Here is a 25283-nt window from a genome sequence, read left to right on the forward strand (position 1 = left end):
ACCGATTTCCCCTCTAACTTTTCACCTTTGACACAAAACTATTGACATACCCATTTAGGTAAAGGCAAATCTGACTTTATCAACCCTGTGTAATCACTTTTTCCTCTGACAAGGCCTTTGCTAAAACCGCTGCTGCTTCAAAGGAGTCATGTAAACCTTGGCTACCTGCTTTGCTTTGAGTGTCCAATGGGACTAAACTTGATTCCTTCAATAATTCAGTTACCAGGAAATGTAACAACAAGAGCTTATCAGAATGAGATAATTCCTTCAGCAGGGGCACAAGTTCGGGGAGAGACATAAGCTTTCCATTGATTTAGGTTGCATCTGTTGCATCTATCTTAGAGCGTTTGGTTTGCGTCGATCGCCTCATTGCTCAAGCAGAGTCAGCTATTGAAGATAATCGTATGAGAGATCTAGATGAAGTCCTTTGCAACGGCCGATTTCTAGAAAGCCCATACACGACAAATATCAGAATTTTTTGAACTAGGTTAAAGCGGGCTAGTACTTTATTGGGGTGGTGAAGAAAGTCGTTGGGCTTTGGTTCGATCGTGCTGTCGCTCAATTGTATTGTTGATCGCTTCATTCTCTAACAGAATCCATTTGCTTCAGTAGGCATTGTGCGATTCGTTTGGCGGCTCCCGGTTCTCCCATGCGGCGACGGCCGTTTTCGATCGTCAGTTGCAAACTATCTGGATTGTTCAACAGTGCTTTTAACCTGGCGGCGACTTGATTGGGCTGTTCGACCAGGGTAACGGAGGCTCCGAGGAGTCGAGTTTGAGCTTCTGCAAAGACGGGTGTAAACTGGGGCCCCTGTCCCGGAATGATGATTGCAGGTTTCCCCAGTCCGATGAATTGCTCGGTTGCGGTGCCTGCGAGTGCGATCGCCACATCCGATCGCTGCAAACATTCTGCAAATCGTTGGGGCATTAACTCTAGAGTTGCTTGTTTTTCACCAAAGCCGAGTGTGTAACGATTTAGATCTGAGGGTTGCCAGCGATATTCTAGAAGCATTTTGTGAAATCGTTCCAGTTCTAATCCAGGTGCGATCGCTGCTAACCCTAGTATTGGTCTTCCCATTTGCCCTAGCATTCCATTAATGGCTTGTAGAATAATCTCCCAATTGTTGTAAGCTTCGGGAATTCTGGAACCGGGGATGAGGGCGATCGTCAAAGGAAGCGCCGTTTGAATCTTAAATTTCGACGGTTGATGGGATGTATCTGACCACTCTAAGCCGTCCATCATCGGATTGCCCAAGTCAAAGGCGGGAACGTTGAACTGTTGCAAAATATTGGCGGTGATGCGATCGCGCGGAAAAACAGCTTTGCAGCGGGGATGACTCATTAGCCAACGTTCCCACGGGTGATAGACGCAGCCTGTCCACCGCTCTAGGCGATCGTCCCACCAGGATTTTCGAGGGAGCCAGCCGCTTTCGTCGCGCAGATAATACTCTGATTTTGCCGTTCCAACAAAGGCATAAGGAACACCACTCACCAGGGCAAACAGCAAGGGTACGATGTCGCCCACTGCGAGGATAAAGGAATTTTTGGGATCGGCTGCTGCCCAAGTGCGAATGGCTTTGATTTGAGCGATCGTTAACTGCACCAATCCCCCTTTCACGTCTCGCACCAGTTGCCGACTGTCCATGTGAATAAAGCCACCAGAAGGCATCGATTGAACAGTGCCGATCGTGGCGATTCCTAGCTTCTGGTAGGCGTGACCTTCCCCGACGATCGGGAGTGCTTGAATGTCAGGACAGCCCAACTGCTGTTGAAGTTCGGATAAAACGCGAGTGGCGATCGCATCTTCGCCGTGACCATTGCTGAGACAGAGAAGGCGCATGGCAACGAGGAGTAAGGGACTTGACTAGAATACTATGCTACTTGTTGGGCTGAAATGGGGAGCGATCGGGCAGGTGACTTTGGACGAAGCAGCATTGAAAGTTTAATGTCTACGTCTAATGGCTCTCTTTGCTGTTGTCACACTCATTTAGAGAACTGAGAACTACTCCACAAGCTCCACTACACACTTTAGTCGCAGGTTTGTTTCTTAAATGGTAACGGCAGGCTTGTTTTACTTTAAGGCGCAGCATAATGCAGCCATCCAACGAACTGCGGACACGCTGCCCCATGCTGTTGAACGATGCTCGAATCTATCAGATCTTTTTTCTGTCACTGTTTTTGCTAGTCGGACTGGCGACACGGGACTGGTCACTGCATCTAGAAATGGTGGGCATAACAATCGCCACCTGTTTGTTAACGCAATGGTTCATTATTCCAGGAGATGAGGACGATCCGCGTCTGACCTTTGGACTCAAGGTGTCAAAACTCAAAACATTGCCCAGTGCTTTAATTACAGCGTTGGGGTTGAGCCTATTGTTGCGGGCGGATCATTACAGCACGATCGTTCTGGCTAGTGTGGCAGCAATTTTGAGTAAGCGGCTGTTGCGAGTGGGTAAAAAGCACCTGTTTAATCCGGCTAACTTTGGAATCATTGTCGCGTTGTTGTTTACATCTGATGCGTGGGTGTCGCCGGGGCAGTGGGGCGAAGAAGGCTGGTATGCGCTGCTGTTTTTGGGGGCGGGCGGGCTGGTTCTCAGGCGAGTGGGCAGATGGGATACGACGATCGCGTTTCTCGCCACTTATCTGGGTTTAGAAGCTGTCCGTAATGCTTGGTTGGGCTGGACATGGGATGTTTGGGGTCATCGACTGATGAGTGGTTCGCTGCTGATGTTTGCGCTGTTTATGATCACCGATCCGCGCACCATTCCCAATTCTCGAACGGGTCGAATCATCTGGGCAATGGCGATCGCGTTTCTCACCTTTATTCTTCGCAATCAATTTTTTGTATCAACTGCCGTGTTTTGGGCGCTGTTTGCTTTAGCTCCTCTCAGCATTGTGTTAGACATGCTCTTTCCTGATGAGCGTTTTTCCTGGAATTCAGATGCATCTATTGCTAATCCACTCGATCGCTCAATCACTAATCCGTCACTTTGAGGAGGTTGCTATGAGATCTTTCCGAATTTCTTCAGCGTTTCTAATTGTCTGTCTAAGCTGCTTTATTTTTGTTCCCAAAGCCTGGGCATTTTGTGGATTTTATGTGGCTAAAGCTGATGCAAAACTTTATAATCAGGCATCTCAGGTGGCAATTGCTTGAAACGGCGATCGCACCATCTTAACAATGGCAAATGATTATCAGGGTGAGGTCAAAGACTTTGCGATCGTTGTTCCTGTTCCGGTTGTTTTACAAAAAGAGCAGGTGAAAATTAGCGATTCCAAAATCATCGAAAGATTGGATGCTTTTAGCGCTCCTCGACTGGTTGAATATTTTGATCCTGATCCTTGTACTCCACAGGAGTCGATGCTTGATCAAAGGCCGCTGTCTGCTCCGATGCCTTCAGCCGCTGTTTCCTCAAGGGCGCGAAATGAATCCCTCGGTGTGACTGTAGAAGCGAAGTTTACGGTAGGCGAATATGACATTCTAATTCTCAGCGCTAAAGAATCGGGCGGATTGGAAACTTGGCTCGTGCAAAATGGCTATCGAATGCCGCGTGGCGCAAAGCAATTATTGAAACCTTACATTCGGCAAAAGCTAAAATTCTTCGTCGCTAAAGTCAATTTAGAGGAGTACGACAAAGCGGGTTTTCAATCCTTGCGACCGCTGCAAATTAGCTACGATTCGCCTCGATTTATGTTGCCGATTCGATTGGGAATGATCAACGCTCAAAGCGCACAGGATTTAATCGTCTACATTCTGTCGCCCAAAGGACAAGCCGAAGTCACTAATTACCGAACAGTTAAAATTCCGTCTGACGCTGAAGTGCCACTCTTTGTGAAAGACGAATTTAGTCGCTTTTATAAGGCCATGTTTACTAAAACTTACGATCGCGAAGATCAAAAAGTCGCTTTTCTAGAATATGCCTGGAATATGAGCAACTGTGATCCTTGTTCGGCTGATCCGCTCAACCCAGAAGAACTTAAGCAGGCAGGGGTATTTTGGCTAGACGGGACAGATGAGAAGATGTCAATGCCGCGAGTGCGTCGTCCGGTGTTTAATTCTAATGTTTTCATGACTCGTCTGCACGTCCGCTACACCCGCGATAAATTTCCTGAAGATTTGATGTTTCAAGACACTAACAACCAAGAAACCTTTCAAGGCCGCTACATTTTGCGCCATCCATTTAAGGGTGAAACAAGCTGCTCAGAAGGCAGACGATATCAACGATCGCTCCGTCAACGCTTTGAAGAACAGTCCCAAACTCTAGCTCGTCTCACAGGCTGGAAGATTGATGACATTCGCAAAAAACAGCCGCAGCTACAAAGTCAGATCCCCTGGTGGAATGAGGTTTGGCTGTCTCTAATTGGACAGTGAGCGCGAGGGACGTTGGACATTGGACATTGGACTTTTTGAGGCTGAGAGAATGTTTGAGAAGTCGATCGCAACGTGACATTAGGTTCTGGCTTACCGCATTTATTTGCGATCGACTGATTCTCCAATATTCAATGTCTAATGTCTAATGTCTAACGTCCTGCTGTTCGACGTTTCACTAGCTGACGCGCTCCAAAACCTAATATAAATAGCACACTTGGAATGACCGTTTGTGGTTCGGGAACTGGTTCAGCCCGAAAGATGCCTGCACGACCGTCTGCTAGTTGGGAATAGAAAACAACTTGATCGAGATTATTTAACCCTCTTGTGGAAAACGACCCGATCGCACTCACCGTAGACCCAAACAACGGATCGCCCGTCGCAATGATCTTGTTGGCATCTGTATAATTTTCAAAAAACAAGCCTTGACTTGGGTAGACAGAACCAATAAACTCAGCCTGAAGAACAACTTTGCCCTGATCATTGATCGCAGGCTGACTAACCCTCACTGGAGAAGTGCCACTAAAACCAGACTGACCATAGATCACTCTTGCGGTGGAGCCGCCTTTGCTGTCCCCGATCAAAATTCCAGTGCCGCCACCTGCCCCTGCAAAAGCTGTTGCATAGGTTCCCTGGTTATTGAGAGAAACTGGGTAAACTCCGCCGTTTGCAAGCGTTGTCAGAGGAGCGTCACCCACTTGGGCAAACAGTCCCCCAAACCCCAGCGAACCGCCAAAACCTGATGAAAAGACAACCGTATTCGCATTATTAATCGCCACCGAATTTGGAACCGTTGGAATTGCGGAGGATTCATTACTTTTGAGTTCGATCGCGCTCAACTGACCGTTGCTGCTAATTAATACATTGGGAGTCGGTGCAAAATTTTGGTTGGGGTCAGACTCTGCATATTGGTAGGCAGCAAATGCAACCGTCCCGGCATCATTGATCGCAGGAGGAATTGGCGCATAGCTTCGATCAGATAGAGCGGCATTGTTTAAGGTGGCGATCGTCGTTAGCCCATTCCCCGAACCTGTGAAAACTCCTACATTTCTACGGCTGTCTGTAGTAGCTCCAAAGGCAACTGTCCCCGCATCGTTAATAGATGGATTACTCAATACAGACTGAAAATTGGAACGAGTCCCGCTAACCGCGATCGGCGTAATGGTGCCCCCGCTCCCCGTAAAAACGCCTGTGCTTCCGTTATTTAATGTGCCGCTAAAGGCGACGGTGCCGTTGTCATTGAGGGCTGGCGAATTCAAAAATCGACCAAACCCATCCGTCGTATCCGCAATCTTGGTAAAAGTAAAATTAGCCGCGATCGCCTTCTCCGCTAACAGGCTAAACGCGATCGCCGTGGAGCAGTTGATCAGGCGCAAGAATGGTTTCATAAACACCAATGTTTTAAGTTGGTACTTACGGTAAAAGTTACAGCGCCAGTTAACAACTTCTTAGGGAATAGATTCAGATTAGGGAATAGATTTAGGGGATGCCGTTTAACATGAATTCAATGAATTTCATTTGCTGCGTTATTTGCATCTTCTGCCCTCCAAGCTGTCAATTCTGAGGGACTTTAAGACAAGCAAATTGACCTTACAGCAAAGAGTCTCCTAACGTGACGCTCCCATCTTGAATGACCGTTGCCAAAACACCTGTGTCCCTATGATGGAAGGCTTGTTGAAGGAGAGAAAACAGAGGAAGATCACGCACTCCGGTATCAGGATCAACGTCAATGTTTAGACAGCGAGGTAGACGGGCTTCGATCGCAATTCGAGCCGTCCCGATGTTGAATTCTCGCCCGACCCAATTGAGTTCTTCCCAGGCTGAAACACCTTCTACAACAATGTTGGGACGAAATCGCCGCGAGTCAACAAACTGCCCCGTCAACTGACTCAAATTTTCTAAAGTCGCCGTACTAATTAGCGATAGATGAACGTGATTGCGATCGGGATAGCGAGTCGTCCCTTCTCCAGTCCCCACCAATCTCAAAGGACGCGGCTCAATCTTTTGGTCAGAAACCGTGGTGAGATAATGGCTAAAAAATTGGCTGATTTGAGTGCGCCCGATTGCCGTATTCGCCTCCGCCGTCAACAACTCAGCATCTTCTCGCCGCACGGTTAAAACGCCCGTAGAGGCCTCATATTCACAAGCCAAAGCCGCTAATTCGGGTCGATCACACTGCATCGCAAAGCTTTTCTTGTTTTTCCAGGGAACGATTGGATCAGTCGTTTCAGCATCGGCAGTATCGTACATCAAAGCAAAGGCGCGATCGCCCGGAATGCCATGTCCCGTCAGCAGATCGACATGAGTAGACAACTGAGGCGTAAGCCCTTTGATCGGATGAGTGAAGAGTTGTTTGACGCGAATAGTAGTCATATACACAAGTTTAATAACGAATTCGGGGATCGATGTAAGCGTTGATCACGTCGATCGCAATACTCGCGAGAGCTACGATCGCAGCAAAAAATACCACAATTCCTTGAACGGTTGGATAGTCACGCTGGTCGATCGCGAGTGCCAGTCGATTTCCCAGTCCTGGCCAGGAAAAGGTAATCTCGGTCAAAACGGCTCCCCCTAACAGAGAGGCTAACGTCAATCCCAAAATGGTGATCACGGGGATCATGGCATTCTTAAGCGCATGGCTAAAGAGAATTTTGGATTCTGAAATGCCTCTGGCTCTGGCGGCTTCGACGTAATCAGCTTGCAGGGTTTGTTTTAGATTAACTCGGACAATGCGTTCAAAAATACTGCTAATCGAAATTCCCAACGTCAGGCAGGGTAGAGCGAGGTAATAGAGGGCGATCAAAAATTGATTGAGGTTGCCCCGAAGGAGACTGTCGATCGTATAGATTCCTGTCACACTTTCAGGTGCAGGCACCGTCACCGGAAAGCGAGTTCCTAATGGAAAAATTCCTAACTGCACCGAGAAAACAAGCTGGAGCAACATTCCTAACCAGAATAGCGGAATCGAGTAAGTGACAATGCCAAACAGCCGTCCGCCCGTATCGAATGCAGTATTAGGACGAGAAGCCGACACCGTACCAACGAGAATGCCCACGATGAACGCGATCGCCAGACTAAAAAGCGCCAATTCCACCGTCGCCGGAAAAAACTCCTGAATGGTAGCCCAAACCGATTGCCCCTGCCCTACAAACGATTCACCCAGATTGAGGCGCAATAGCTGCCCCATGTATTTGAGGTATTGCATCCACAGCGGCTTGTCCAAGTCTAAGGCGGCTCTGCGTTCTGCTTTCACCGCTTCGGGCGCATGGGGGCCCAAAATGGCATCGATCGGATCTCCCGGTGTGGCTCTCAGCAGCAAAAACACAACCGACGTGATCAGCCACAGCATCAAAGGGGCCAGCAAAATCCGCGCAAAAATGTAGTAACGGAGAGAACTCGATCGAGACATAAGCGACGAGGTAAAGAAAGATCAAGGTTGCCATTCCTGTGAGTTACTTTACCGCAAGTTTGCTAACTGTTTGGTAGATGCTGTAAGCGATTTCACAAACTCGTCTTAGAGAATCGTCAGATAAGTTTGTGTTGGACTAATGGGCAACAGTTTCAGTTGTTGGTTTTGCAAATCGAGTTCGATTCCCAACGCTTCTAAAGGAATCACACCTAGCAAAGGGGACTGCCCGCCTGGAAGTTCTAAACACTCAAATGTGCCCTCACGACCCATGAGAGAAATTTTGGCATCCTGAAAAATTCGTGCCTTACCAATACCCGTAGCGGTCTCAACATCAACCTCTCTGAGAACGGGTAACCCCAATTGAGCGATCGTGCTTGCAGGTAAACAAAGCGTCGTTGCGCCAGTGTCCACCAAAACGTTTTTGAGAACAATAGAGCGCACTTGCTCAACTGGCAGAAGTTCTCTTTCTGAGAGGGCTTGATCAACGCGGTTGACGATCGTCAGGGTAGTTGTAATTTTGCCCATTTCTATGTTTATTTGCATAACTTTGATCTCAGCAATACCCCTTCAATATGGCAGATTTTTTGCTAAATAATTTTTGTTGTTGCTCAAGATTTACGCAGCATCCAAAGCGGAACTTTTTGCGTGGCTTGTAAGCTGGCTCCCTGGACGTTTTTTTGAGCAAATAAGAAGTCTTTGTTTTGCCAAAGAGGGACAAAGGGAACGTCTTTTGCCAGAATATCTTGAAGTTGACCAAAGAGCTTTTTACGAGATGTGAAATTGAGTTCTTGACGGCTACGATCGATTAGCTCATTCGCTTCTTGACTGTAATAAAACGACCCTTGAGAAAAGCTTTGTCCTTCTTCGCATCCCTTCTCAGCACTGCCTTTTGTGCATTCTAAAAACGGATAAATATAGTTGTCTGAGTCGAGAAAGTCGGGAGTCCAGTCTAATAAAAAAATTGGGTAAACGCCTTTGTCTAAATTCTTGTAGGCCATCGTTGATTCAATACTATTCAAATCAATTTGCATGATCTTTCCTAAGTACTTTTGAACAATCGCCCTCATCGTCATGGCAGCGAGTTGATCATTGGGCAAATTGGAGCGATACCAAAACTCAACCTTTAAGGGATTTGATTCTGAGTAGCCTGCTTTTTGCAACAGTTCACTTGCTTTTTGAACGTTGCGATCGCCGTACTGTTCAAATACGGGCTTCTGTTCTGCAAGCGTTGCCGGAATTAAGCTATAAAGCGGATCAATTTGTCCTTGAAAGACTCGACTTTGTAATAAAGGACGATCGACAATGGCAGCGATCGCTTGTCTGACTTCTAGTTTATCCAACGGAGGAGACTGCATATTCAACGACAGATAATCAATCCCGCTTCCGGCTTCTTCTACAATTTGCCAACCCTTGTCGGCCTTGCTTTCTCTGAGGTTGCGGATTTGTTCGAGGGCTAATCCTTGATAGGCAACATCAACGGCACCTGTGCGAAATGCATTAAACAAATTAGCAGGACTGGAGAAGAATTGAATATCAATCCCACGATTTTTTGGCTTGCCGCCCCAATAGCGATCGAACGCCTCAAGCTGCATTGAATCTGTTCCATATCTAACTAGTTTGTAAGCGCCCGTTCCTACAAATTCTTTGGGTTTGAACTTGTTTTCGCCAATCTCATACGCTTTGGGTGAAACAGCACACGCCCCCGAAAATGCCAGCAGCGAAGGGAATGCTGCAAATGGTTTTTTTAATTTAATCGTTAGCTCATACGTTCCTGTCGGCTGAATCGAATCAACTGTACCCGACAACAAAAACGCAGGCGATCCCCCATTTTTCATGAATCGCTCTAATGAAAACGTCATCGCTTTGGCATCAAATGCAGCGCCATCATGAAAGACCACGCCTTGCCTCAACGGAATTTTGTAAGTCAAGCCATCTTTGCTAACGGTGGGTAGGGCTGTAGCAAGCTGTAGCTCTAATTTTGTGGTGCCTAACTGATAGCTGTAGAGACGATCGCCCAGGTTATAAAGCAAGTTCCCAGAAAAAATATTGTAGGCATCTGCGGGGTCGATCGTGCTAACTTTCGCCGTCGTTCCTAATGTAATGCGTCCGGTGTCGGATCTGTTTTGGGGAGTCGATCGACTACAACTCACCGCCAAAACACAGCACAACCCAACCAGCATCAACCCTCTCAACCATTCACCCAGAGAGAAGCGCCACAACTTTTTCACCATAACTTTTTCACGATAAGACCTGCGATCGCAGAAGGTATGGCTAGTCTACATCAGTTGCGTGAAGCGCAGGATTGAGGAAGCGTCTCATTCTAAAAGTACAAAACAGTTCTTGAAAAATTTCTTGAGTCGTCAGTCGCAGCCCTTGAAGCATTTCAAGTTGGGATTGAACCACATCGCCGCCTCGGAATTGACCCATCTCGATGTATTGCTCACCTTGCAGCTTTAGTACTGTGATCACCTGATATTCGGGGTCGAGCAGCCAATATTCAGCAATGCCTCGTTTGGCATACTGGGCGCGTTTGCGGTTGCTATCTCGCTCTCGGTTGGTTCTGCCAGGGCTAACAACTTCAGCCACTAAGAGAGGCGGTGGCATGTCTATTTTGATTGTGAGTCGCTTTTGGGTCAAAGTCAGATGCACCTCATCTAAAATCACCAGATCTGGGTAACGATTTGCAGCATCTTGCTTGTGTAAGACGGGGACTTGAATCTCACATTTTCCGGGGCGAATCAGCCGAAACGGAATGCCCAAAGCAGCAAATTTGAGAAATAAGAAGTTGGCAATGCTGTCGTTTAGCTCTGATTCGGGAGGCAATTTGATCAACGCTCCATCGACTAATTCATAGCGGTTGTCGCTGCCGTCGTCATAGGCTAAGTATTCTTCAAATGTTGAAAACCGAGGCTTTGCTACTGTCATAGCGTAATCTCCTGACTGACCTAGATGAGTGCAACCCGTTTACTCTTCGCTCACGTCGTCTTTTTCAATATTATCGATCGTTCCATTCAAAATCTTCTCAAACAACTCATCTGAAGACATTCCACGCTTTTTGGCGACGTACTCTAGAATTTTCTCAATCTCAGTTTTCTTCTCGTTGATGCCGTTACTGACGAGCGATCCTGCTTGGGCCGATTTGCTTCGATTTGCCAGCCAAGCCCAAACGGTTAACCAGTCGTCATCATGTTCGCTGAGTGGGCCTACAGGAAAGCGTTTCGGCATGTTTGTTTCAGAGTGTCTCAGTTAGAGCTACAAAATCGAAAAAAATGTTTCAGTTTTGATGAACTTTCTTTTTTGAATCTGATATGATTTGACCAAAGCGAAAGGCCAGTGCGTCCCGTGGAAAGTTCTGCACTGGCCAAGCTCCAAACTCAATGGAGATATAAATATTATGCACGATCGAGACTTCTTGAATCGATGGTTTGTGGTGCGGCTATTGCCCAAAATGCAGCGCATCGTCGTGGCTCGATTTTGCACCCAATCTGAAGCAGAAGCGTCTGTGAAAATCGTGCGGCAACTTATTCCAGAAGGCGAGTTTTTGGTGCTGTTTGACGATTTTAGGAATTGAACGCCGGGAAAAAGTTGGCACCCACCGATCGCTTCAATCGTCGCAGCGCCCGATCTTTCATATTGGTAAACAACAGTTCTCCACACAAAAGCTGAGTCGCAATCCGAGTCGCCCGCTCATACTTCACGCCGTATTTGTAGCAAACGCCCGTCCATTGATAAAAGACCTTTGCCAGATTCAAAGCGGCATCAAAATTGGCAGCAAACTCATCGTGAATGCGATCGGTGTACTGATCCGCCGCGTCTTCTGACAAACACTGAGCCGCAATGATGCCACTCTTAACTGCGTGAAAAATGCCGTCGCCAAACAGGGGATTGATCAGCCCTGCTGCATCACCAACTAAGAGAATTCGCCCTTCGTGTAAGGTTTCTTTGCCGCTCCAGGTCGGTAACGGGTGAGCATGAAACTTGAGCGCGTCGCGATCGTACTTCACCCCCAGCGCATCCATATAATCAAAAATCGTCTTTTGCAACTGAAGGCGAATCTCTCGCCCGCCCCGCGCATCTTTTTGATCGGGCCGAAACAGTCCCGCCCCCACATTCAAATGATCGGCTTTGGGAAAAATCCAGCCGTAGCCTCGTTTTACCGCTCCATATTCCAGATGAGCAACATCAGGTCTAAGGTCAAGATGACCGTCGCCCCAGGTGTGTGGATGCTCAACTTCCATTGCGATGGCGATCGCGCGATCTTTTCTCAGATTTGTCGATTTGACGGTAATTCCATTCGCCCCATCCGCGCCGATCACATACCGAGCCTTCGCGAGAAACTCACTGCCTGTCTTCACGCCCTCCGCCCGAATTCTTACGCCATCTGGTTCCACGTCGAGCGATCGCACCGCCAATCCATCCCGCAACTCTGCCCCTGCTCGCATCGCCCTTTGAGCCAGAGCGTTGTCAAAAATCGATCGCTGCACCATCCACAGAGACAGTCGATCGCTCGACCCCGGCGGATTCATCGGCGCAAGGTAAGAATCTGCAAAATTCCAGGTATGCCGCATGTGGGTGACATCCGATTCGACAAATGCTTCGGGTGCCAGATCGTGTAAAACCGTCTGCATCACCATCGGCATTCCGCCCCCACAGGTCTTGTGCCGAGGCAAAAACTGCTTTTCGAGTAAGGCAACCTTTAGCCCCGATCGGGCCGCCTCTGCTGCCGCCATCGCCCCAGACGGCCCCGCCCCACACACTACCACATCGTAATTCTGCATATCTCGATCGTTTCCTAAACCGCACTCATTAGCCTAATCCACAGACTAGAAAAATAGGAACGTCTCTCCTTTCTTAAGGTGACTTCGACGAAAGTTTTTCGCTTCGTTGTTTGAATCTTCTGCCGCCCCAACTCCTACCGTGTACACACAAGTCGTTGTCGCTTCGTTTCAGGGGGCTTCAGCCCCCTAAATCCCCCAGTCTGGGGGACTTTGACCAAGGAAAGATTTCCAAAGTTCAAAGCCATGACGACGGCTCAAAGTCCCCCATTTTTGGGGGATTTAGGGGGCGAAGGATCTCAGCAATGACAGATCGATCGACTTGTGTGTACACGGTAGCAACTCTGGGGGACTTTAAGACAAGGTTTTCGGTTTAAAGTCCCTCACGCGGAAGAAATTTAGAGGACGCTCTCAGATTTGCAAACGAACTGACATTTTCATCTCTCCTCACGGAACAAAGTTATCCTTATTCCTCCTCGCGAAGCGGATTACCCCCAAAGGGGGAACAGATCATCGAAGTTCTCCCTCATCCCTCATCCCTCATCCCTCATCCCTCCCAACCTCCTTCATCTCCTCCAAAAGCTGCTCCATCGATCCCTCTCGCCACCAGTCGCCTCGCAGATTGACTCCCAAAACATACTGCTTTTTGGAACAAGAAATAATCACAGAAACGCCTCGTTCGAGCAGTTTAGACCCCAGTTCGTAAGCCTGATCTCGACGCTGGGCACTGAAGGTTTGAAACTGCAAAAACAGTTCGCCCTGGTAATTGATACCATCACAGATGCGATCGTTAAACCAAAACTTAAAAAAGCGACAATCAGCCTCATTGGACAGCAGCAACTTCATGTTGAATAATCTTTAGATTGCACAGCCATGCACGGATTTGCTTATTGTATTCAGTGAACTTGTGTTTGGGAGAATTGATCTGCGCGATCGTCTGACAGTGGGCGGCGCAAGTTGAGCCATTATGCAGATTACGGTGTAGGCCATATTGGAATCATTTGCTCGTCTTGAGTAGCTTTCAACCCACTTCGCACGGTTAGTCCAAACTTCTAGTTCAGGGCGAGAGGCAACCACAGCGAACAACCTGTCATCTCCAAGTTAATTCCACCTACCTACTTAGCGACAAAGTGATGGTGAGTTCTTCGGTTGTGTTTTTCCTAGAAATTGATGACTAAAAAGCTTCAAAGCCTTGTTCTGCAAATCTTTGAGGCAAAAAATGATTGTGATATTTATTTCTTCGCTCTACCGCTCAATGTAGAGTAGGATGATAACGATTATCATTCTTGTAATCACCTCAGATTTATGTCTATCATTTCTGCCCCGCTTCCCCCATCTCTAGAGCGAATCGTGCAGCGTTTCCAACAAATTTCTGAGCCAAAGCGTCGCTATGAGTATTTGCTCTGGTTTGCTAAACGGCTAAAAGCGTTTCCAGAGGCAGAAAAAGTGCCGGAAAACAAAGTATCAGGCTGTACCTCTCAAGTTTATATTACGGCTGAGTTGCAGGATAAAAGGGTCGTGTTTCAGGGTGATTCTGATTCTCAGATAACTAAAGGACTGGTGGGCCTTTTGATTGAAGGATTAGCAGGATTGACCCCAGAAGAAATTGTGCAACTAGCTCCTGATTTCATTCAAACGACTGGATTAACCGTCAGCCTAACGCCCTCTCGCGCTAACGGGTTCTACAATATTTTTCAAACCATCCAGAGAAAAGCGCTGCAATTAGAAATTGATTCAAAACATGCGATGAATTAGACAAATTGGCGTTGCTGATTGGAGGGATGAATGCGTGGGAAGTGTCCATCTTTTCGCCCCCTAAATCCCCCAAAATTGGAGGACTTTGAACCTTGGGTTTCCCTCCGCTTTGGGGCAATTCATCCCACGATTCAGCAATACCGACAAATTAATCGCTAAAGGTGTTGTTGCTTACCCGATCGCAGGAGAGTTTTTATGACCAATCTCACTCTACAAACCACTCATTCAGCGTTAGACATTCCCAAACGAGGAATGCCCATCACTATCATCACAGGCTTCTTAGGCAGTGGTAAAACGACTCTGCTCAATCAGATTCTCAAGAATCGTCAAGATCTGAAAGTTGCAGTGCTGGTTAATGAATTTGGCGATATCAATATTGATAGCCAGATGTTGGTAGCGATCGACCAGGACATGATGGAGTTGAGCAACGGCTGCATTTGTTGCACTATTAATGATGGTTTAGTTGATGCAGTCTATCGCGTGTTAGAGCGTGAGGAACCTGTCGATTATTTAGTGATCGAAACGACTGGCGTTGCTGATCCGTTACCAATCATTTTGACGTTTCTAGGAACAGAGCTTCGCGATCTGACTCGCGTTGATTCAATTATTACCGTGGTTGATTCTGAAGCGTTTACTCCAGACCATTTTGACAGTGATGCAGCATTCAATCAAATCGCTTACGCAGATATTACGCTACTCAACAAAACGGATCTGGTTTCACAAGCAAAGTTAGATGAGCTAGAGACTTATATCCAAACCATAAAAGTAGGCGCTCGATTGATTCATAGTCGCTACGGTGAAGTGCCATTGCCTCTGATTTTAGATGTCAATTTGACGCAAGGTGAAGACTACGATCGCCACCTCAACCCCAAACCCGATCATCATGATCATCCTGCTGAGTCTAGTCACGACCATCACAAACACAACCATTCTCATGAACACGATCATCACTCCGATCACCTGGCAATTGATGGGTTTATGTCGATTTCCTTTGAAAGCGATCGACCGTTTGACGTGAAGAAACTGGAAACCTTTCTCGTTGAGCAACTCCCCCAAAACGTCTTTCGAGCAAAAGGGATTCTCTGGTTTAGCAGCAGCGCCAACCGTCACGTGTTTCAACTCAGCGGCCCTCGATACGACATCAACGCTGACCAATGGCGCACTCCGCCTAAAAACCAACTCGTCTTCATCGGGCGCGATCTGGATGCGCTGCAACTTCGGCAGCAATTAACTAACTGCTTGAGCCGATGATCTCCGTTTAGTCGCCCCTTAGTTGTCTCTAATACCAAATTCACTAGTTACTGATACAGATCCTCGCTCCCTAAATCCCCCATTTTGGGGGACTTTGAAACGGCTTCCCTGATAGGTTCTTTTCAAATCTGAGAGATAGAAATCGGTCAATTAACTGATTTTTATGAGTATCATTTGTTGGTTGATTTGGTATGAGAACTGATCTCAAAAGGTTTGGATGCGGCTCTCAACGTCTTGCGCCAAATGCACGATCTAGCTGCTGTTATTCAATTGCCTGGCTAAGACTTGCCCTTTGAGAAAGAACCTCTATGATAGTGATAACGATTATCGTTTTAGAAAGATAGAGGAACCTACCTTATGGTCACTGACTTGCTAGTGGATTCCGTTCCTGTAACCGTCTTGACTGGCTATCTGGGCGCAGGCAAAACCACTCTACTCAATCGCATTCTCACACACGAACATGGTAAGAAGATCGCCGTTATCGTCAACGAATTTGGTGAGGTCGGTATTGACAACCAACTAATCATTGATGCTGACGAAGAGATCTTTGAAATGAACAACGGCTGCATCTGCTGTACTGTTCGCGGTGATTTAATTCGGATTATTGGCAACTTGATGCGGCGACGCGACAAATTCGATCATCTCGTGATTGAGACGACGGGATTGGCTGACCCGGCCCCGGTGATTCAGACTTTCTTTATGGATGAAGATGTCAAAGCGCAGGCCCAGCTTGATGCTGTTGTGACAGTCGTTGATGCAAAACACATCGGGCAACATTGGGATGCAGAGGAAGCACAGGAGCAAATCGCCTTTGCAGATGTCATTTTACTCAACAAATCAGATTTAGTTGAACCTCAGCAGTTAGACGAGCTAGAGCAGCAAATTCGAGGGATGAACGCACTTGCCAAAATTTATCGTACCCAAAACGCCGAACTAGAAATGGATGCCCTGCTGGGAGTTGGAGCGTTTGATCTGACCCGCGCTTTAGAAATTGACCCCGACTTTTTAGGCGAAGATACCCACCAGCATGATGAATCTGTCTACTCTGTGGCGCTGGTTGAGTCGGGCGCGTTAGACGGACAAAGATTGAATCAGTGGATTAGCGAATTGCTGCGCTTTCAAGGGCAAGACATTTTTCGCATGAAAGGTATCCTCAACATTGATGGAGAAGACCGTCGATTTGTGTTTCAAGGCGTGCATATGCTGTTTGATGGCAGCGCCGATCGCCTCTGGAGACCTGATGAAACTCGCAAAAATGAGTTAGTCTTCATCGGTCGCAATCTGGACGAAGCTGTTTTAAGAGAAGGATTCAAAGCGTGTTTCGTGTAAAGGCAAAAACTTCGGGGAGTGACTTTCAACCACACTGGCAGGGAGCGCTTTCTGACTATGTAACGGCGATCGCGTGGTCGCCCAATGGTCAACTCCTGGCTGCGAGTTCTGCGGCCGGTGAGGTGACGATATTGACGGTCAAAACATTACAAACAACCCTGCTCCAAACTGCAACGGGACGATCCGCAGACTGTCTGAGTTTTTCTCACGATGGGCAGTTTCTTGCAGTTGGCGGACAAAACGGACAAGTCAAAATTTGGCACCTTTCAGCCGAAACGCCACAACTGATCGCCACCCTGGGGAACGGACGCGATTGGATCGATCGCATGGCGTGGAGTCCAGAGCGCAATCAACTGGCATTCAGCCTGGGTCGTTATGTGCAAGTGTGGGACAGCGCAATGAACGACATTGCGACCACGTTAAATTTTGAGACTTCCTCTGTCTTGGATATGGGTTGGCATCCTGACGGGAAGCGTTTAACGATCGCAGGGTATCAAGGCATCAAGATTTGGACAGCAGACGATTGGGATGATGATCCCTATTTGCTGAGTCTGGATTCTGCAAGTGTGGCAGTTGCCTGGTCACCCGATGGTAAATATATTGCGTCTGGAAATCTCGATCGAACCATTACCGTTTTGGAGTGGGAAAATCCTCATCCGTGGGTGATGCGTGGCTTTCCGGGTAAAGTGCGTCAACTGGCTTGGTCAAATTACTTTACTAAGACAAGTGCGCCATTGTTAGCAGCGGCCAGTGCTGAGAGCATTGTGATTTGGGAGAAGCAGGCAGATGAGTTGGTCGGCTGGGAAGGGAGCGTGCTGGAGCATCATGAAGATATAGTGCAATCAATTCAGTTTCAACCTGACACTGTGCTGTTTGCTTCTGCTGCCGCAGACGGCTGTATTTGTTTGTGGCACAAGGCAAAGCAGTTAGCCCAGATTCTTGAGGGTGCGCCTGACGGATTTTCTTGCCTTTCCTGGCATTCTCAGGGTCAGTCTCTGGCTGCGGGTGGGCAGAATGGAGAGCTGATTATCTGGTCAAAAGAACAGCGCGGTCAAGGGTTTGGAAGGCGTTAGCGGCGGTTGTTAATCCAGGAGAGCAAGCTAAATCTCCCACGAGTGAGGGGTTTAGGGGGCGTTCCTGGATCTAAAAGCAAAGCTAATAGCAGTCGGAGGGTATCTATGATTCGTGAAGAAAGTCTAATCATGACACTTCCGATTCATTACCCTCCAAAGAACCATTGAGTTCCCGTAATCAAGTAGTACAAACCTGTCAAAATTAAGGCAACACTGCCAAAGTGAATAATTCCTTCTGAATGTTTCAACAATTGCTTACTTTGCTTTGCTAACCCTGTGAATAGGCTGGCTAGAAAAATGAGGCTAGTATAGCCCAGCGCATAGCTGACCATTGTTAGCGTCCCTAGAATCTGAGAGCCTGTTGCTGCTGCTGCCGCTAGAACTGCAAACAGAACTGGACTGGCGCAGGGAGAACTAACTAAGGCAAACGTCAACCCTACGCCATAGGGGCCAGCGTGAGGAAAATTAACTGCCAATTGCGGAAGTGGCAATTTAACAACGCCGAGCAACCACAGCCCCATGACTGCCATAATGAATCCGACAATCACATTGATATAGCCTCGATATTCGACCATCACGGCTCCTGCAAAGGAGGAGACTAAACCAAACGAACTCAAAATTGTGATGGCTCCCAAAACAAATAAGCCCGCCTTCACAAATGCATCCCAACGAGACTGAATCTCAAGCGTACCAATGTAGCTGAGATTAACAGGCAATAATGCTAAAATGCAAGGTGAGATACTTGCAAGAACGCCACCAGCAAATGCTAAGGGCAATAACAGGAAAGGATTGGCGGTATCTTGCTGGTCAAACCATTGTTGGTAGCGGTTTTCAACCATTGAAATCATCTGTTCGATCGGATGACTAATTGCAGATCCCAATGTTAAAACTAGAATTAGGCAAAGCAATCCCAATCCGCCGTAAATAAGCCACTTCTTTTGCATAAAACTTTCCTTGAAGCATCCAGAAGAAGCTCATCGTAAAACTTCTCCTGGCTAGGGTTATTAAATGGGAGCAGAATCCAGCACTTTCTTGTAGTCTGCTAGATTCGGATTATTGCGCTGTTGGCTCAAGATTTTGCCTGTTGCAGGATCAATAATGGCAATCATGCCTGTCTGTGATTTATTGACAGCCAGAAACTCACTCAGCCCAAGTTGTTTGGCTTTCGCCTCTGCTTCCGCAGTCGTCGCCTGATTGCTGACATCTAAAACAACAAAGGTGACTTTACCTTCATAGTCTTTCTTCAGTTGTGCCACAGTGGGTGCAATATTCTTACAAGCTGAACACCAAGTTGCAAAGACATCTACGACAACAGGTTTTCCCTGTAGTTCTTGTGCTAGAGGAGTCTCCACTGATTTAGCTTTGGCAGCACAGGGATTCGCTTTACTTGCACAGGGATTCGCTTTACTTGCACAGGGATTCGCTTGAACTTCAGTGCTTGTATTTGTAGGAGATTTTGTTTTTGCGGCACAAGGGTTTGAACAACCTGCTACTACTCCCAGACTCAGGAATGAAGCAACTGCAAGGGCAGAAAAATATTGGATCTTCACGGTGTGATTTCCTCAAAAAACGATCGACGGACGCTCAGTTAATCTTCTATTACCGACGGGAAAGCGCAGCATTCAGTACCGTGGTGTAATCAGACTTATTCGCGTTGTTACGATACTGTGTCAAAATGTTTCCGGTTTTAGGATCAATGATGGCAACCATGCCAGTTTGCGACTTGTTGGCTGAGAAAAACTGCCCCAGTCCCAGTGCTCTAGCTTGCTGTTCTGCTTGCCTTGCTTTTGTGCGATCGCTGACATCCAGCACCACAAAATGCACATTGTTACCATACTGTCGCTTGAGTTGAGAGAGCGTTGGCGCAATATTCTTACAGGCAGGACACCAGCTTGCATAGATATCGACCACAACGGGCTTCCCTTGTAGTTGTTTCGCTAAAGCTCCACCAACATTTCCAGACCGCTTTGCTTGTGCAAGAAGCTGGACAGGAGCGGCCGAGACTCGTGTAGACGTTGTATTGAGGAATGAGAGGGAGACGACTAAGCCACTCAAACTCAAACCTGCTAATAAAACTAGATGATGACGCATACAGAACCTATGATTGCGGTGGTGATTAGCATTAAATTCCAGAAAAATGAGGATGAGATGAGGATGAGATGGATCAATGCTAAAAATTTGCGCCTCTGTTTTTTCAGCAAAAATTCATCTTGATACTGAGGTTTGCTTGTACAGTAAAAACAAAACGATACGCTGTAGAGCAATCCGCGATTATGAGAGGACAAAACTGGTTTGTGACCAATGCGGGAGAGTGCCAAGATGGGGACGCGATCTGCTCCAGCACAGATCTCTCTAAGATCGCTCAAGCTGAGGAATTGTCTCAACCGTATCGGCTCTATCGGTTTTTAACCGAGTTAGAAGATGTGTTAAATCAAATCACGGATGATCGACTCCGACTTCAAGCGATTTGTCCGTTAGTCCGTAAACTTCTAAATCATGCTGATTGGCTGCAACTGCCCTTTCTTCAGCCCGACTCAGAAACAGGTTGGGCCGTGTCTATGTTGTATGATGAGCCATTTTTTCCATTAACTGTGCAACTCGTTGCCTGGGCACCCGGAGTCACTTCCCCCATTCACAATCATGCGAGTTGGGGACTTGTCGCATTGTTAAGTGGACAAGAGAACAATACATTTTGGCAGCGATCGCCCACGTCCGAACACCCTGACCAGATTGAATTAAGCAGCGATCGCTTACTTGATCCTGGCGACATTCTCTGTTTGATGCCTGATACCATTCATCAGATTCAAGCGATGGGAGATCAGCCAACTCTAAGCTTCAATCTCTATGGCGAAACAAACTATGATCAACGATTCGAGTTTGACCCCATTCAAGGCACCGCCAAGCCCTTCTGATTTTTACTGAGCATTCCTCTATGCCATTGAGCCGCCTGATTCGAGCCAGAATCAACTCTTTCACAAACAAGCGAATTTCGACTTCCTCGCTTCAGTTTCGCTTGACTCTAGAATTGGTCGCACTATCGATTCTAGGGTTGGGCAGTGTGGCAATTTGGGCAGGTTGGCAAATGGAGCAAAATCTAGTTGCAGCCCACAAACAGACGCTAGAATACATTGCGATGCGCTTTCCCGATCAAATCCAGCTTTATAGCGAGATGGGACAACTGGACACTGGATTAGAGAGAACCATCCGTAAAGTTTCAACCTCCAAATTAATCGTATGGGTCAAAAGTCCAGAGGGTAAACTGCTAGCACAATCGGTCGGAGTGGAGTCGGTTGCGTCCACAGTCCAGCAAGTTGATACTCTCGCCCAAGTTCCAAAAACGCCGCAGATTGTTCGGTTTGGGAATCGAGATATTGTGTTGTGTGGTAGCCCTCTCGCAATTGATGGGAAAGCCTTCGGGCAGCTATATCTGGCTCAAGATATTACAGAAGATCAGCACAAATTGAACACCGGACTCTGGCGATTGCTACTTGTTAGTTTGGTGGCGATCGCACTCTTGATCACAGCTATCTCAAAACGAATTCATAAAGCAATGCAGCCGCTAGAACAGATGAGCCACCTTGCCAGTGCTGTTTCTGCGGATGATTTATCAGATAACCTAAACAAAGCTAAGTTACAACTAAATCGAGCACCGGATGAAGTTCTAGGATTAGCTCAGGCGTTCAATGAAATGCTACTTCGATTGTCTGGGGCATGGGAACAGCAACGGCAATTTGTCGGTAATGTTTCCCATGAGTTACGCACGCCCTTAACAGTTGTACTCGGTTATTTGCAGAGCTTACTTCGACGAAGTACAAACTTAAATCCTTATCAACAACAAGCACTAGAAACGGCTGCGGCAGAGACAGAGCGCACCATTCGGATGTTGCAAGATTTGCTGGATCTGGCGCGAGCAGATAGCGGAAATTTGCACTTTCGACTGAATCCGATCATGCTCAATACGCTGGTTACAGAAGTTGCAGCGATGAGTCAAAAGGTTAGTAATCGACCCGTCAAGGTTCTCTTTCCTGATGAAGATGTGGTTATTTGTGCCGATCAAGACCGATTACAGCAAGTGTTGATTAATCTAGTCGATAATGCGATCAAATATTCTGCTGCGGATCAGCCTGTTGAGTTAGTGTTAGCACAAACGGAGCAGTATGCCATGATTCAGGTGCGCGATCGCGGCATCGGCATTCCCTTAGCGCATCAAAATCGAATTTTTGAACGATTCTACCGAGTCGATGAAGCGATGACTCGTTCTAGAGATGGCACGGGACTGGGATTAGCGATCGCAAAAAGTTTAACCGAAGGCATGAAAGGTCGAATTACAGTACGGTCTAGCCCAAACGAAGGCAGTACGTTTACAATAACTCTACCCCTTTGGAAACCTGACCGATGACTAATCACATCCTCTTAGTCGAAGATGACCCCAGATTAGCAGAGTTTGTCAAAACAGAACTGTGCTTGGAAGGATATCAAGTCACAGTTGCCATCGATGGCATCCAAGGGTTAGCGATCGCCCGTGAAGCACACCCTGATTTGCTCATTTTAGATTGGATGCTGCCAGGGATTTCTGGCTTAGATTTATGTTTGCGATTGCGGAAAACAGGTATTCAAACGCCGATTATTTTGTTGACTGCAAGAGATGAAATTCCCGATCGCGTGACCGGACTAAATGCGGGAGCCGATGACTATGTAACAAAGCCCTTTAGCATTGAAGAACTATTAGCAAGAGTCAAAGCACGCCTACGCTGTGTGAATCCGACTGAACCCGATACGCTAGAGTTTGAAGACATGAGCCTCAATCCTCTCACACGAGAAGTCTATCGAGGCAGTCAGTTAATTGAACTCACAACTAAAGAATTTGATCTACTGGAGCTGATGATGCGTCATCCGCGCCAAGTACTCACTCGCGATCAAATTCTAGAAAAGGTCTGGGGCTATGATTTTATGGGCGAGTCGAACATTATTGAAGTCTATATTCGAGCATTACGACTCAAGCTAGAAGCAAACCATCCCAAGCGTTTAGTGCATACTGTTCGCGGCGTGGGTTATGTTGTGCGTGAGCACTAATTTCTAGTTGCTGGATGCTCAATAGCTTCACTGGCTCGAACGAGAGATAGCTCCCAAAACTCAGGTTAAAATGTGAGGATTCATGCAGCATACCCGCAGATCTGATGAATGAGAGAGTGCAATATCGATTGTGGGAAGGTGCAACCTGATTCACCAATCGCAGTTTCTACAGCGCTTCTCCTATCAATGTGAAGGCTGCCCAATCTCGCGGCTGGGGATGGGTTTTCATCGTCGTTAACATTGCCTGCCGGAGTGCCTGTGCTTTATCTGGGTTCTTTTGCAAGTTCTGATAAAATGCTTGCATTAGATCCGCAGTAGGTGCATCAGGAATTGCCCAGAGCGAAACAATCACACTCGGCACCCCTGCTGCAATCAGCGATCGCGATAAGCCAATCATTCCATCTCCAGTTGTTCTGCCCTGTGCTGTATTACAAGCACTTAAAACAACCAGATCTGTTTGCAGTCTCATGTTCAAGATTTCTTCTGCGGTCAATAGTCCATTGTCGTTACCAGAAGGAGCTAGAGCGATCGCACTTCCCAATCCGCGAATATCATCCAACAATCCATGTGTGGCGAGGTGAATGATTGAGGCTTGGGGCATTTTTGCAACGATCGCTGCTTTAGTTCCTCGTGCGCCAATAATGGGTTGGATGTTGAGGAGGGGAGCGATCGCTTTGGCTTCGATTTCGGCTCCGGGTAGAGGTGATAATTGCTGCTTCGGTTCTCCGGGCGACAGAGAAACTTGGGGCATGGTGGGATTGCCCAATACGAGAGCTTTTCTGTTGTTAGATCGCTGAGTAACTAACTTTTGTCGTTGTTGTCGGGTGAGTGCCAAAACTTGAATCGAGGGAGCAGTGCGAATCGTATGTTTCTGGATTAGGTAAGTCCCGTTACTATCTTGGAGCGCGGGAAAGGGGACTTGAAAGAGTGAGCCTTGCGGAATGAAAATGACGTGGGCGTTGGGGTCTTTGGGGAGGAGAGTGGCGATCGGATCAATCAACAGTTGGTACAGTGTCGGTAAGTCAGGTTGAGGTTTGACAAATTCAGGACTACGACTGCGAACCGCGAGAAATTCTTGATTGCCAATGATTAAGTTAGTAAGAGAGATCTTATGCTGTTGCCAAAGAGGTTTAAGGTCAACCTGATGAAAAGTAATGTCGCCTGTGGGCTGAATCACCCAAATGTAGAGCGCTGATTCACGCGGTTCGCTTTTTCCTTGGATCTGGAAGTTGTCGTGGATGATGGAATACTGCACCAAAGTTGCGTTTTGCGCTCTGGCGATTTGGCGAATTTGTTCTTGATTGGGAGCAGTCGCGGCTGGACTAGCAGAACCAGATGATAAGCGCTCTATTAGAAGATCGACAAATGCCCTGGCACGTCCCCGTTCGGCAATTTCTAATGCGGCAATGGGGTTATTCTGCACCACTCGGACTTGTTGTAACGTTTGATAAGTACGAGCTTGTCCCTCAAAGATAGAGATCTTATTTGCATCGTTAGTGCCGAGCATTTGCCGCATTGATTCCCAAACTTGGATGCCATTGATGAGCATTTTTTCAGCTTTAGTAGGATTGCCAGCTTTTAAGAACGCTATGCCAAGATTGTTGAGGGATGCTCCTTCGCCCTGTCGGTCTTTGATCTCACGGGCAATGGCTAAACTCTGTTCGTAATAGTTGATCGCTTTTGCAGAGTTGCCGAGCAAATAGTAAGCACCTCCCAGACTACCGAGGGATTGTCCTTCGCCCAGTCGGTCTTTGATCTCACGGGCAATGGCTAAATGCTGCTCGTGATACTTGATCGCTTTTGCATAATTGCCGAGATCTTGGTAAGCATTTCCCAGACTGTTGAGGGATTGTCCTTCGCCCAGTCGGTCTTTGATCTCACGGGCAATGGCTAAATGCTGCTCGTGATACTTAATCGCTTTTGCATAATTGCCGAGATCTTGGTAAGCATTTCCCAGATTGCCGAGGGCTGCTCCTTCGCCCAGTCGGTCTTTGATCTCACGATACATCGCCAATGCTTGTTGCCAAGACTGAAGGGCGGCTTCAAATTGACTCACCCGGTATTGTCGAATGCCTTGCCGCATGAGCCGATCGGCTTCTGTTTTACGGGCATCGATCGTTTGCGCGATAGCGGGCAGTAAGAAATCAGATGTCTGGAATAGGGGAGCAACTAAAAACAAGGAAATGGACGCAAGGAAAGCAGAAGTAAGTCTAGCGTTTGATTTGAGTCGTCGATGTGGACAAAGCATAGGAT

Annotated in this window: 26 protein-coding genes; 11 read left to right on the forward strand and 15 right to left on the reverse strand. The window is 47.3% G+C overall.

What is annotated here, in order from left to right:
- Positions 1–79: 79 nt before the first annotated feature.
- Both ACKFKH_RS19035 and ACKFKH_RS19040 read right to left on the reverse strand, forming a co-directional pair.
- The gene (locus ACKFKH_RS19035; RefSeq protein ID WP_446859910.1) at positions 80–298 is read right to left on the reverse strand and encodes a hypothetical protein; all 219 of its coding nucleotides are present in this window, start codon (positions 296–298) and stop codon (positions 80–82) included.
- Positions 299–579: 281 nt separating this feature from the next.
- Complete coding sequence (locus tag ACKFKH_RS19040) at positions 580–1839, reverse strand: lipid-A-disaccharide synthase-related protein (RefSeq protein WP_446859911.1); 1260 nt, start codon at positions 1837–1839, stop codon at positions 580–582.
- Between the two features lie 251 nt (positions 1840–2090).
- Between ACKFKH_RS19040 and ACKFKH_RS19045 the strand changes: the two genes are divergently transcribed.
- The 3 genes from ACKFKH_RS19045 to ACKFKH_RS19055 are packed head-to-tail and all read left to right on the forward strand — an operon-like array spanning position 2091 to position 4368.
- The gene (locus ACKFKH_RS19045; RefSeq protein WP_446859912.1) at positions 2091–2993 is read left to right on the forward strand and encodes an RnfABCDGE type electron transport complex subunit D; all 903 of its coding nucleotides are present in this window, start codon (positions 2091–2093) and stop codon (positions 2991–2993) included.
- Between the two features lie 10 nt (positions 2994–3003).
- The gene (locus ACKFKH_RS19050; protein ID WP_446859913.1) at positions 3004–3153 is read left to right on the forward strand and encodes a hypothetical protein; all 150 of its coding nucleotides are present in this window, start codon (positions 3004–3006) and stop codon (positions 3151–3153) included.
- 15 nt (positions 3154–3168) lie between these two features.
- On the forward strand, positions 3169–4368 hold the full coding sequence (locus ACKFKH_RS19055) for a DUF2330 domain-containing protein (RefSeq protein WP_446859977.1): 1200 nt from the start codon (positions 3169–3171) through the stop codon (positions 4366–4368).
- Between the two features lie 149 nt (positions 4369–4517).
- Here the strand turns inward: ACKFKH_RS19055 and ACKFKH_RS19060 are convergent, their stop codons facing one another.
- The 7 genes from ACKFKH_RS19060 to ACKFKH_RS19090 all read right to left on the reverse strand — a co-directional run bounded on the left by ACKFKH_RS19060 (position 4518) and on the right by ACKFKH_RS19090 (position 10999).
- A complete protein-coding gene (locus ACKFKH_RS19060) occupies positions 4518–5753 on the reverse strand; it encodes a DUF7453 family protein (RefSeq protein WP_446859914.1) in 1236 nt (411 codons plus the stop codon).
- A 202-nt stretch (positions 5754–5955) separates the two neighbouring features.
- Entirely contained in the window at positions 5956–6738 is a 783-nt protein-coding gene (locus ACKFKH_RS19065; RefSeq protein ID WP_446859915.1) for an MOSC domain-containing protein, read from the reverse strand.
- 10 nt (positions 6739–6748) lie between these two features.
- Entirely contained in the window at positions 6749–7774 is a 1026-nt protein-coding gene (locus tag ACKFKH_RS19070) for an ABC transporter permease (RefSeq protein WP_446859916.1), read from the reverse strand.
- A gap of 105 nt (positions 7775–7879) precedes the next feature.
- Entirely contained in the window at positions 7880–8317 is a 438-nt protein-coding gene (locus ACKFKH_RS19075) for a retroviral-like aspartic protease family protein (protein ID WP_446859917.1), read from the reverse strand.
- A 65-nt stretch (positions 8318–8382) separates the two neighbouring features.
- On the reverse strand, positions 8383–10005 hold the full coding sequence (locus ACKFKH_RS19080; RefSeq protein WP_446859918.1) for an ABC transporter substrate-binding protein: 1623 nt from the start codon (positions 10003–10005) through the stop codon (positions 8383–8385).
- A 40-nt stretch (positions 10006–10045) separates the two neighbouring features.
- The gene (locus tag ACKFKH_RS19085; protein ID WP_446859919.1) at positions 10046–10699 is read right to left on the reverse strand and encodes a Uma2 family endonuclease; all 654 of its coding nucleotides are present in this window, start codon (positions 10697–10699) and stop codon (positions 10046–10048) included.
- Between the two features lie 39 nt (positions 10700–10738).
- Positions 10739–10999, reverse strand: a complete 261-nt coding sequence (locus tag ACKFKH_RS19090; protein WP_446859920.1) for a hypothetical protein — start codon at positions 10997–10999, stop codon at positions 10739–10741.
- 169 nt (positions 11000–11168) lie between these two features.
- Between ACKFKH_RS19090 and ACKFKH_RS19095 the strand changes: the two genes are divergently transcribed.
- On the forward strand, positions 11169–11345 hold the full coding sequence (locus ACKFKH_RS19095) for a hypothetical protein (RefSeq protein ID WP_446859921.1): 177 nt from the start codon (positions 11169–11171) through the stop codon (positions 11343–11345).
- Here ACKFKH_RS19095 and ACKFKH_RS19100 read toward each other — a convergent pair.
- Positions 11335–12552 (reverse strand): geranylgeranyl reductase family protein, encoded by a 1218-nt coding sequence (locus ACKFKH_RS19100; protein WP_446859922.1) that lies wholly within the window; start codon positions 12550–12552, stop codon positions 11335–11337. The two genes, ACKFKH_RS19095 and ACKFKH_RS19100, sit on opposite strands and share 11 nt — an antisense overlap.
- A gap of 537 nt (positions 12553–13089) precedes the next feature.
- Positions 13090–13395 (reverse strand): hypothetical protein, encoded by a 306-nt coding sequence (locus tag ACKFKH_RS19105; RefSeq protein ID WP_446859923.1) that lies wholly within the window; start codon positions 13393–13395, stop codon positions 13090–13092.
- 459 nt (positions 13396–13854) lie between these two features.
- Here ACKFKH_RS19105 and ACKFKH_RS19110 point away from each other — a divergent pair, with 459 nt between their 5' ends.
- The 4 genes from ACKFKH_RS19110 to ACKFKH_RS19125 all read left to right on the forward strand — a co-directional run bounded on the left by ACKFKH_RS19110 (position 13855) and on the right by ACKFKH_RS19125 (position 17957).
- A complete protein-coding gene (locus tag ACKFKH_RS19110) occupies positions 13855–14304 on the forward strand; it encodes a SufE family protein (RefSeq protein WP_446859924.1) in 450 nt (149 codons plus the stop codon).
- A gap of 195 nt (positions 14305–14499) precedes the next feature.
- Positions 14500–15555, forward strand: a complete 1056-nt coding sequence (locus ACKFKH_RS19115; protein WP_446859925.1) for a CobW family GTP-binding protein — start codon at positions 14500–14502, stop codon at positions 15553–15555.
- Positions 15556–15912: 357 nt separating this feature from the next.
- On the forward strand, positions 15913–16884 hold the full coding sequence (locus ACKFKH_RS19120) for a CobW family GTP-binding protein (protein WP_446859926.1): 972 nt from the start codon (positions 15913–15915) through the stop codon (positions 16882–16884).
- Positions 16872–17957 carry a WD40 repeat domain-containing protein gene (locus ACKFKH_RS19125; protein ID WP_446859927.1) on the forward strand — a complete coding sequence of 362 codons (1086 nt, stop codon included), beginning with the start codon at positions 16872–16874 and terminating at the stop codon, positions 17955–17957. Before ACKFKH_RS19120 ends, ACKFKH_RS19125 begins: the two co-directional genes overlap by 13 nt.
- A 146-nt stretch (positions 17958–18103) precedes the next feature.
- Here the strand turns inward: ACKFKH_RS19125 and ACKFKH_RS19130 are convergent, their stop codons facing one another.
- The 3 genes from ACKFKH_RS19130 to ACKFKH_RS19140 all read right to left on the reverse strand — a co-directional run bounded on the left by ACKFKH_RS19130 (position 18104) and on the right by ACKFKH_RS19140 (position 20048).
- On the reverse strand, positions 18104–18901 hold the full coding sequence (locus ACKFKH_RS19130) for a cytochrome c biogenesis protein CcdA (protein WP_446859928.1): 798 nt from the start codon (positions 18899–18901) through the stop codon (positions 18104–18106).
- 60 nt (positions 18902–18961) lie between these two features.
- Positions 18962–19309 (reverse strand): thioredoxin family protein, encoded by a 348-nt coding sequence (locus ACKFKH_RS19135; protein WP_446859929.1) that lies wholly within the window; start codon positions 19307–19309, stop codon positions 18962–18964.
- A gap of 247 nt (positions 19310–19556) precedes the next feature.
- Positions 19557–20048 carry a TlpA family protein disulfide reductase gene (locus ACKFKH_RS19140; RefSeq protein ID WP_446859930.1) on the reverse strand — a complete coding sequence of 164 codons (492 nt, stop codon included), beginning with the start codon at positions 20046–20048 and terminating at the stop codon, positions 19557–19559.
- A 182-nt stretch (positions 20049–20230) separates the two neighbouring features.
- Here ACKFKH_RS19140 and ACKFKH_RS19145 point away from each other — a divergent pair, with 182 nt between their 5' ends.
- From ACKFKH_RS19145 to ACKFKH_RS19155, 3 genes are read left to right on the forward strand one after another with little or no spacing between them, the layout of a single operon-like run.
- Positions 20231–20869, forward strand: a complete 639-nt coding sequence (locus ACKFKH_RS19145; protein ID WP_446859931.1) for a cupin — start codon at positions 20231–20233, stop codon at positions 20867–20869.
- A 20-nt stretch (positions 20870–20889) separates the two neighbouring features.
- A complete protein-coding gene (locus ACKFKH_RS19150; protein ID WP_446859932.1) occupies positions 20890–22356 on the forward strand; it encodes an ATP-binding protein in 1467 nt (488 codons plus the stop codon).
- Positions 22353–23030 (forward strand): response regulator transcription factor, encoded by a 678-nt coding sequence (locus tag ACKFKH_RS19155; RefSeq protein ID WP_446859933.1) that lies wholly within the window; start codon positions 22353–22355, stop codon positions 23028–23030. The genes ACKFKH_RS19150 and ACKFKH_RS19155 overlap by 4 nt, the downstream gene beginning before the upstream one ends.
- Positions 23031–23196: 166 nt before the next feature.
- Here ACKFKH_RS19155 and ACKFKH_RS19160 read toward each other — a convergent pair whose 3' ends face one another.
- Positions 23197–25209: a CHAT domain-containing protein gene (locus ACKFKH_RS19160; protein ID WP_446859934.1), complete on the reverse strand. Its 2013-nt coding sequence runs from the start codon at positions 25207–25209 to the stop codon at positions 23197–23199.
- Positions 25210–25283 lie beyond the last annotated feature (74 nt).

The sequence above is a fragment of the Phormidesmis sp. 146-20 genome (assembly GCF_052939475.1).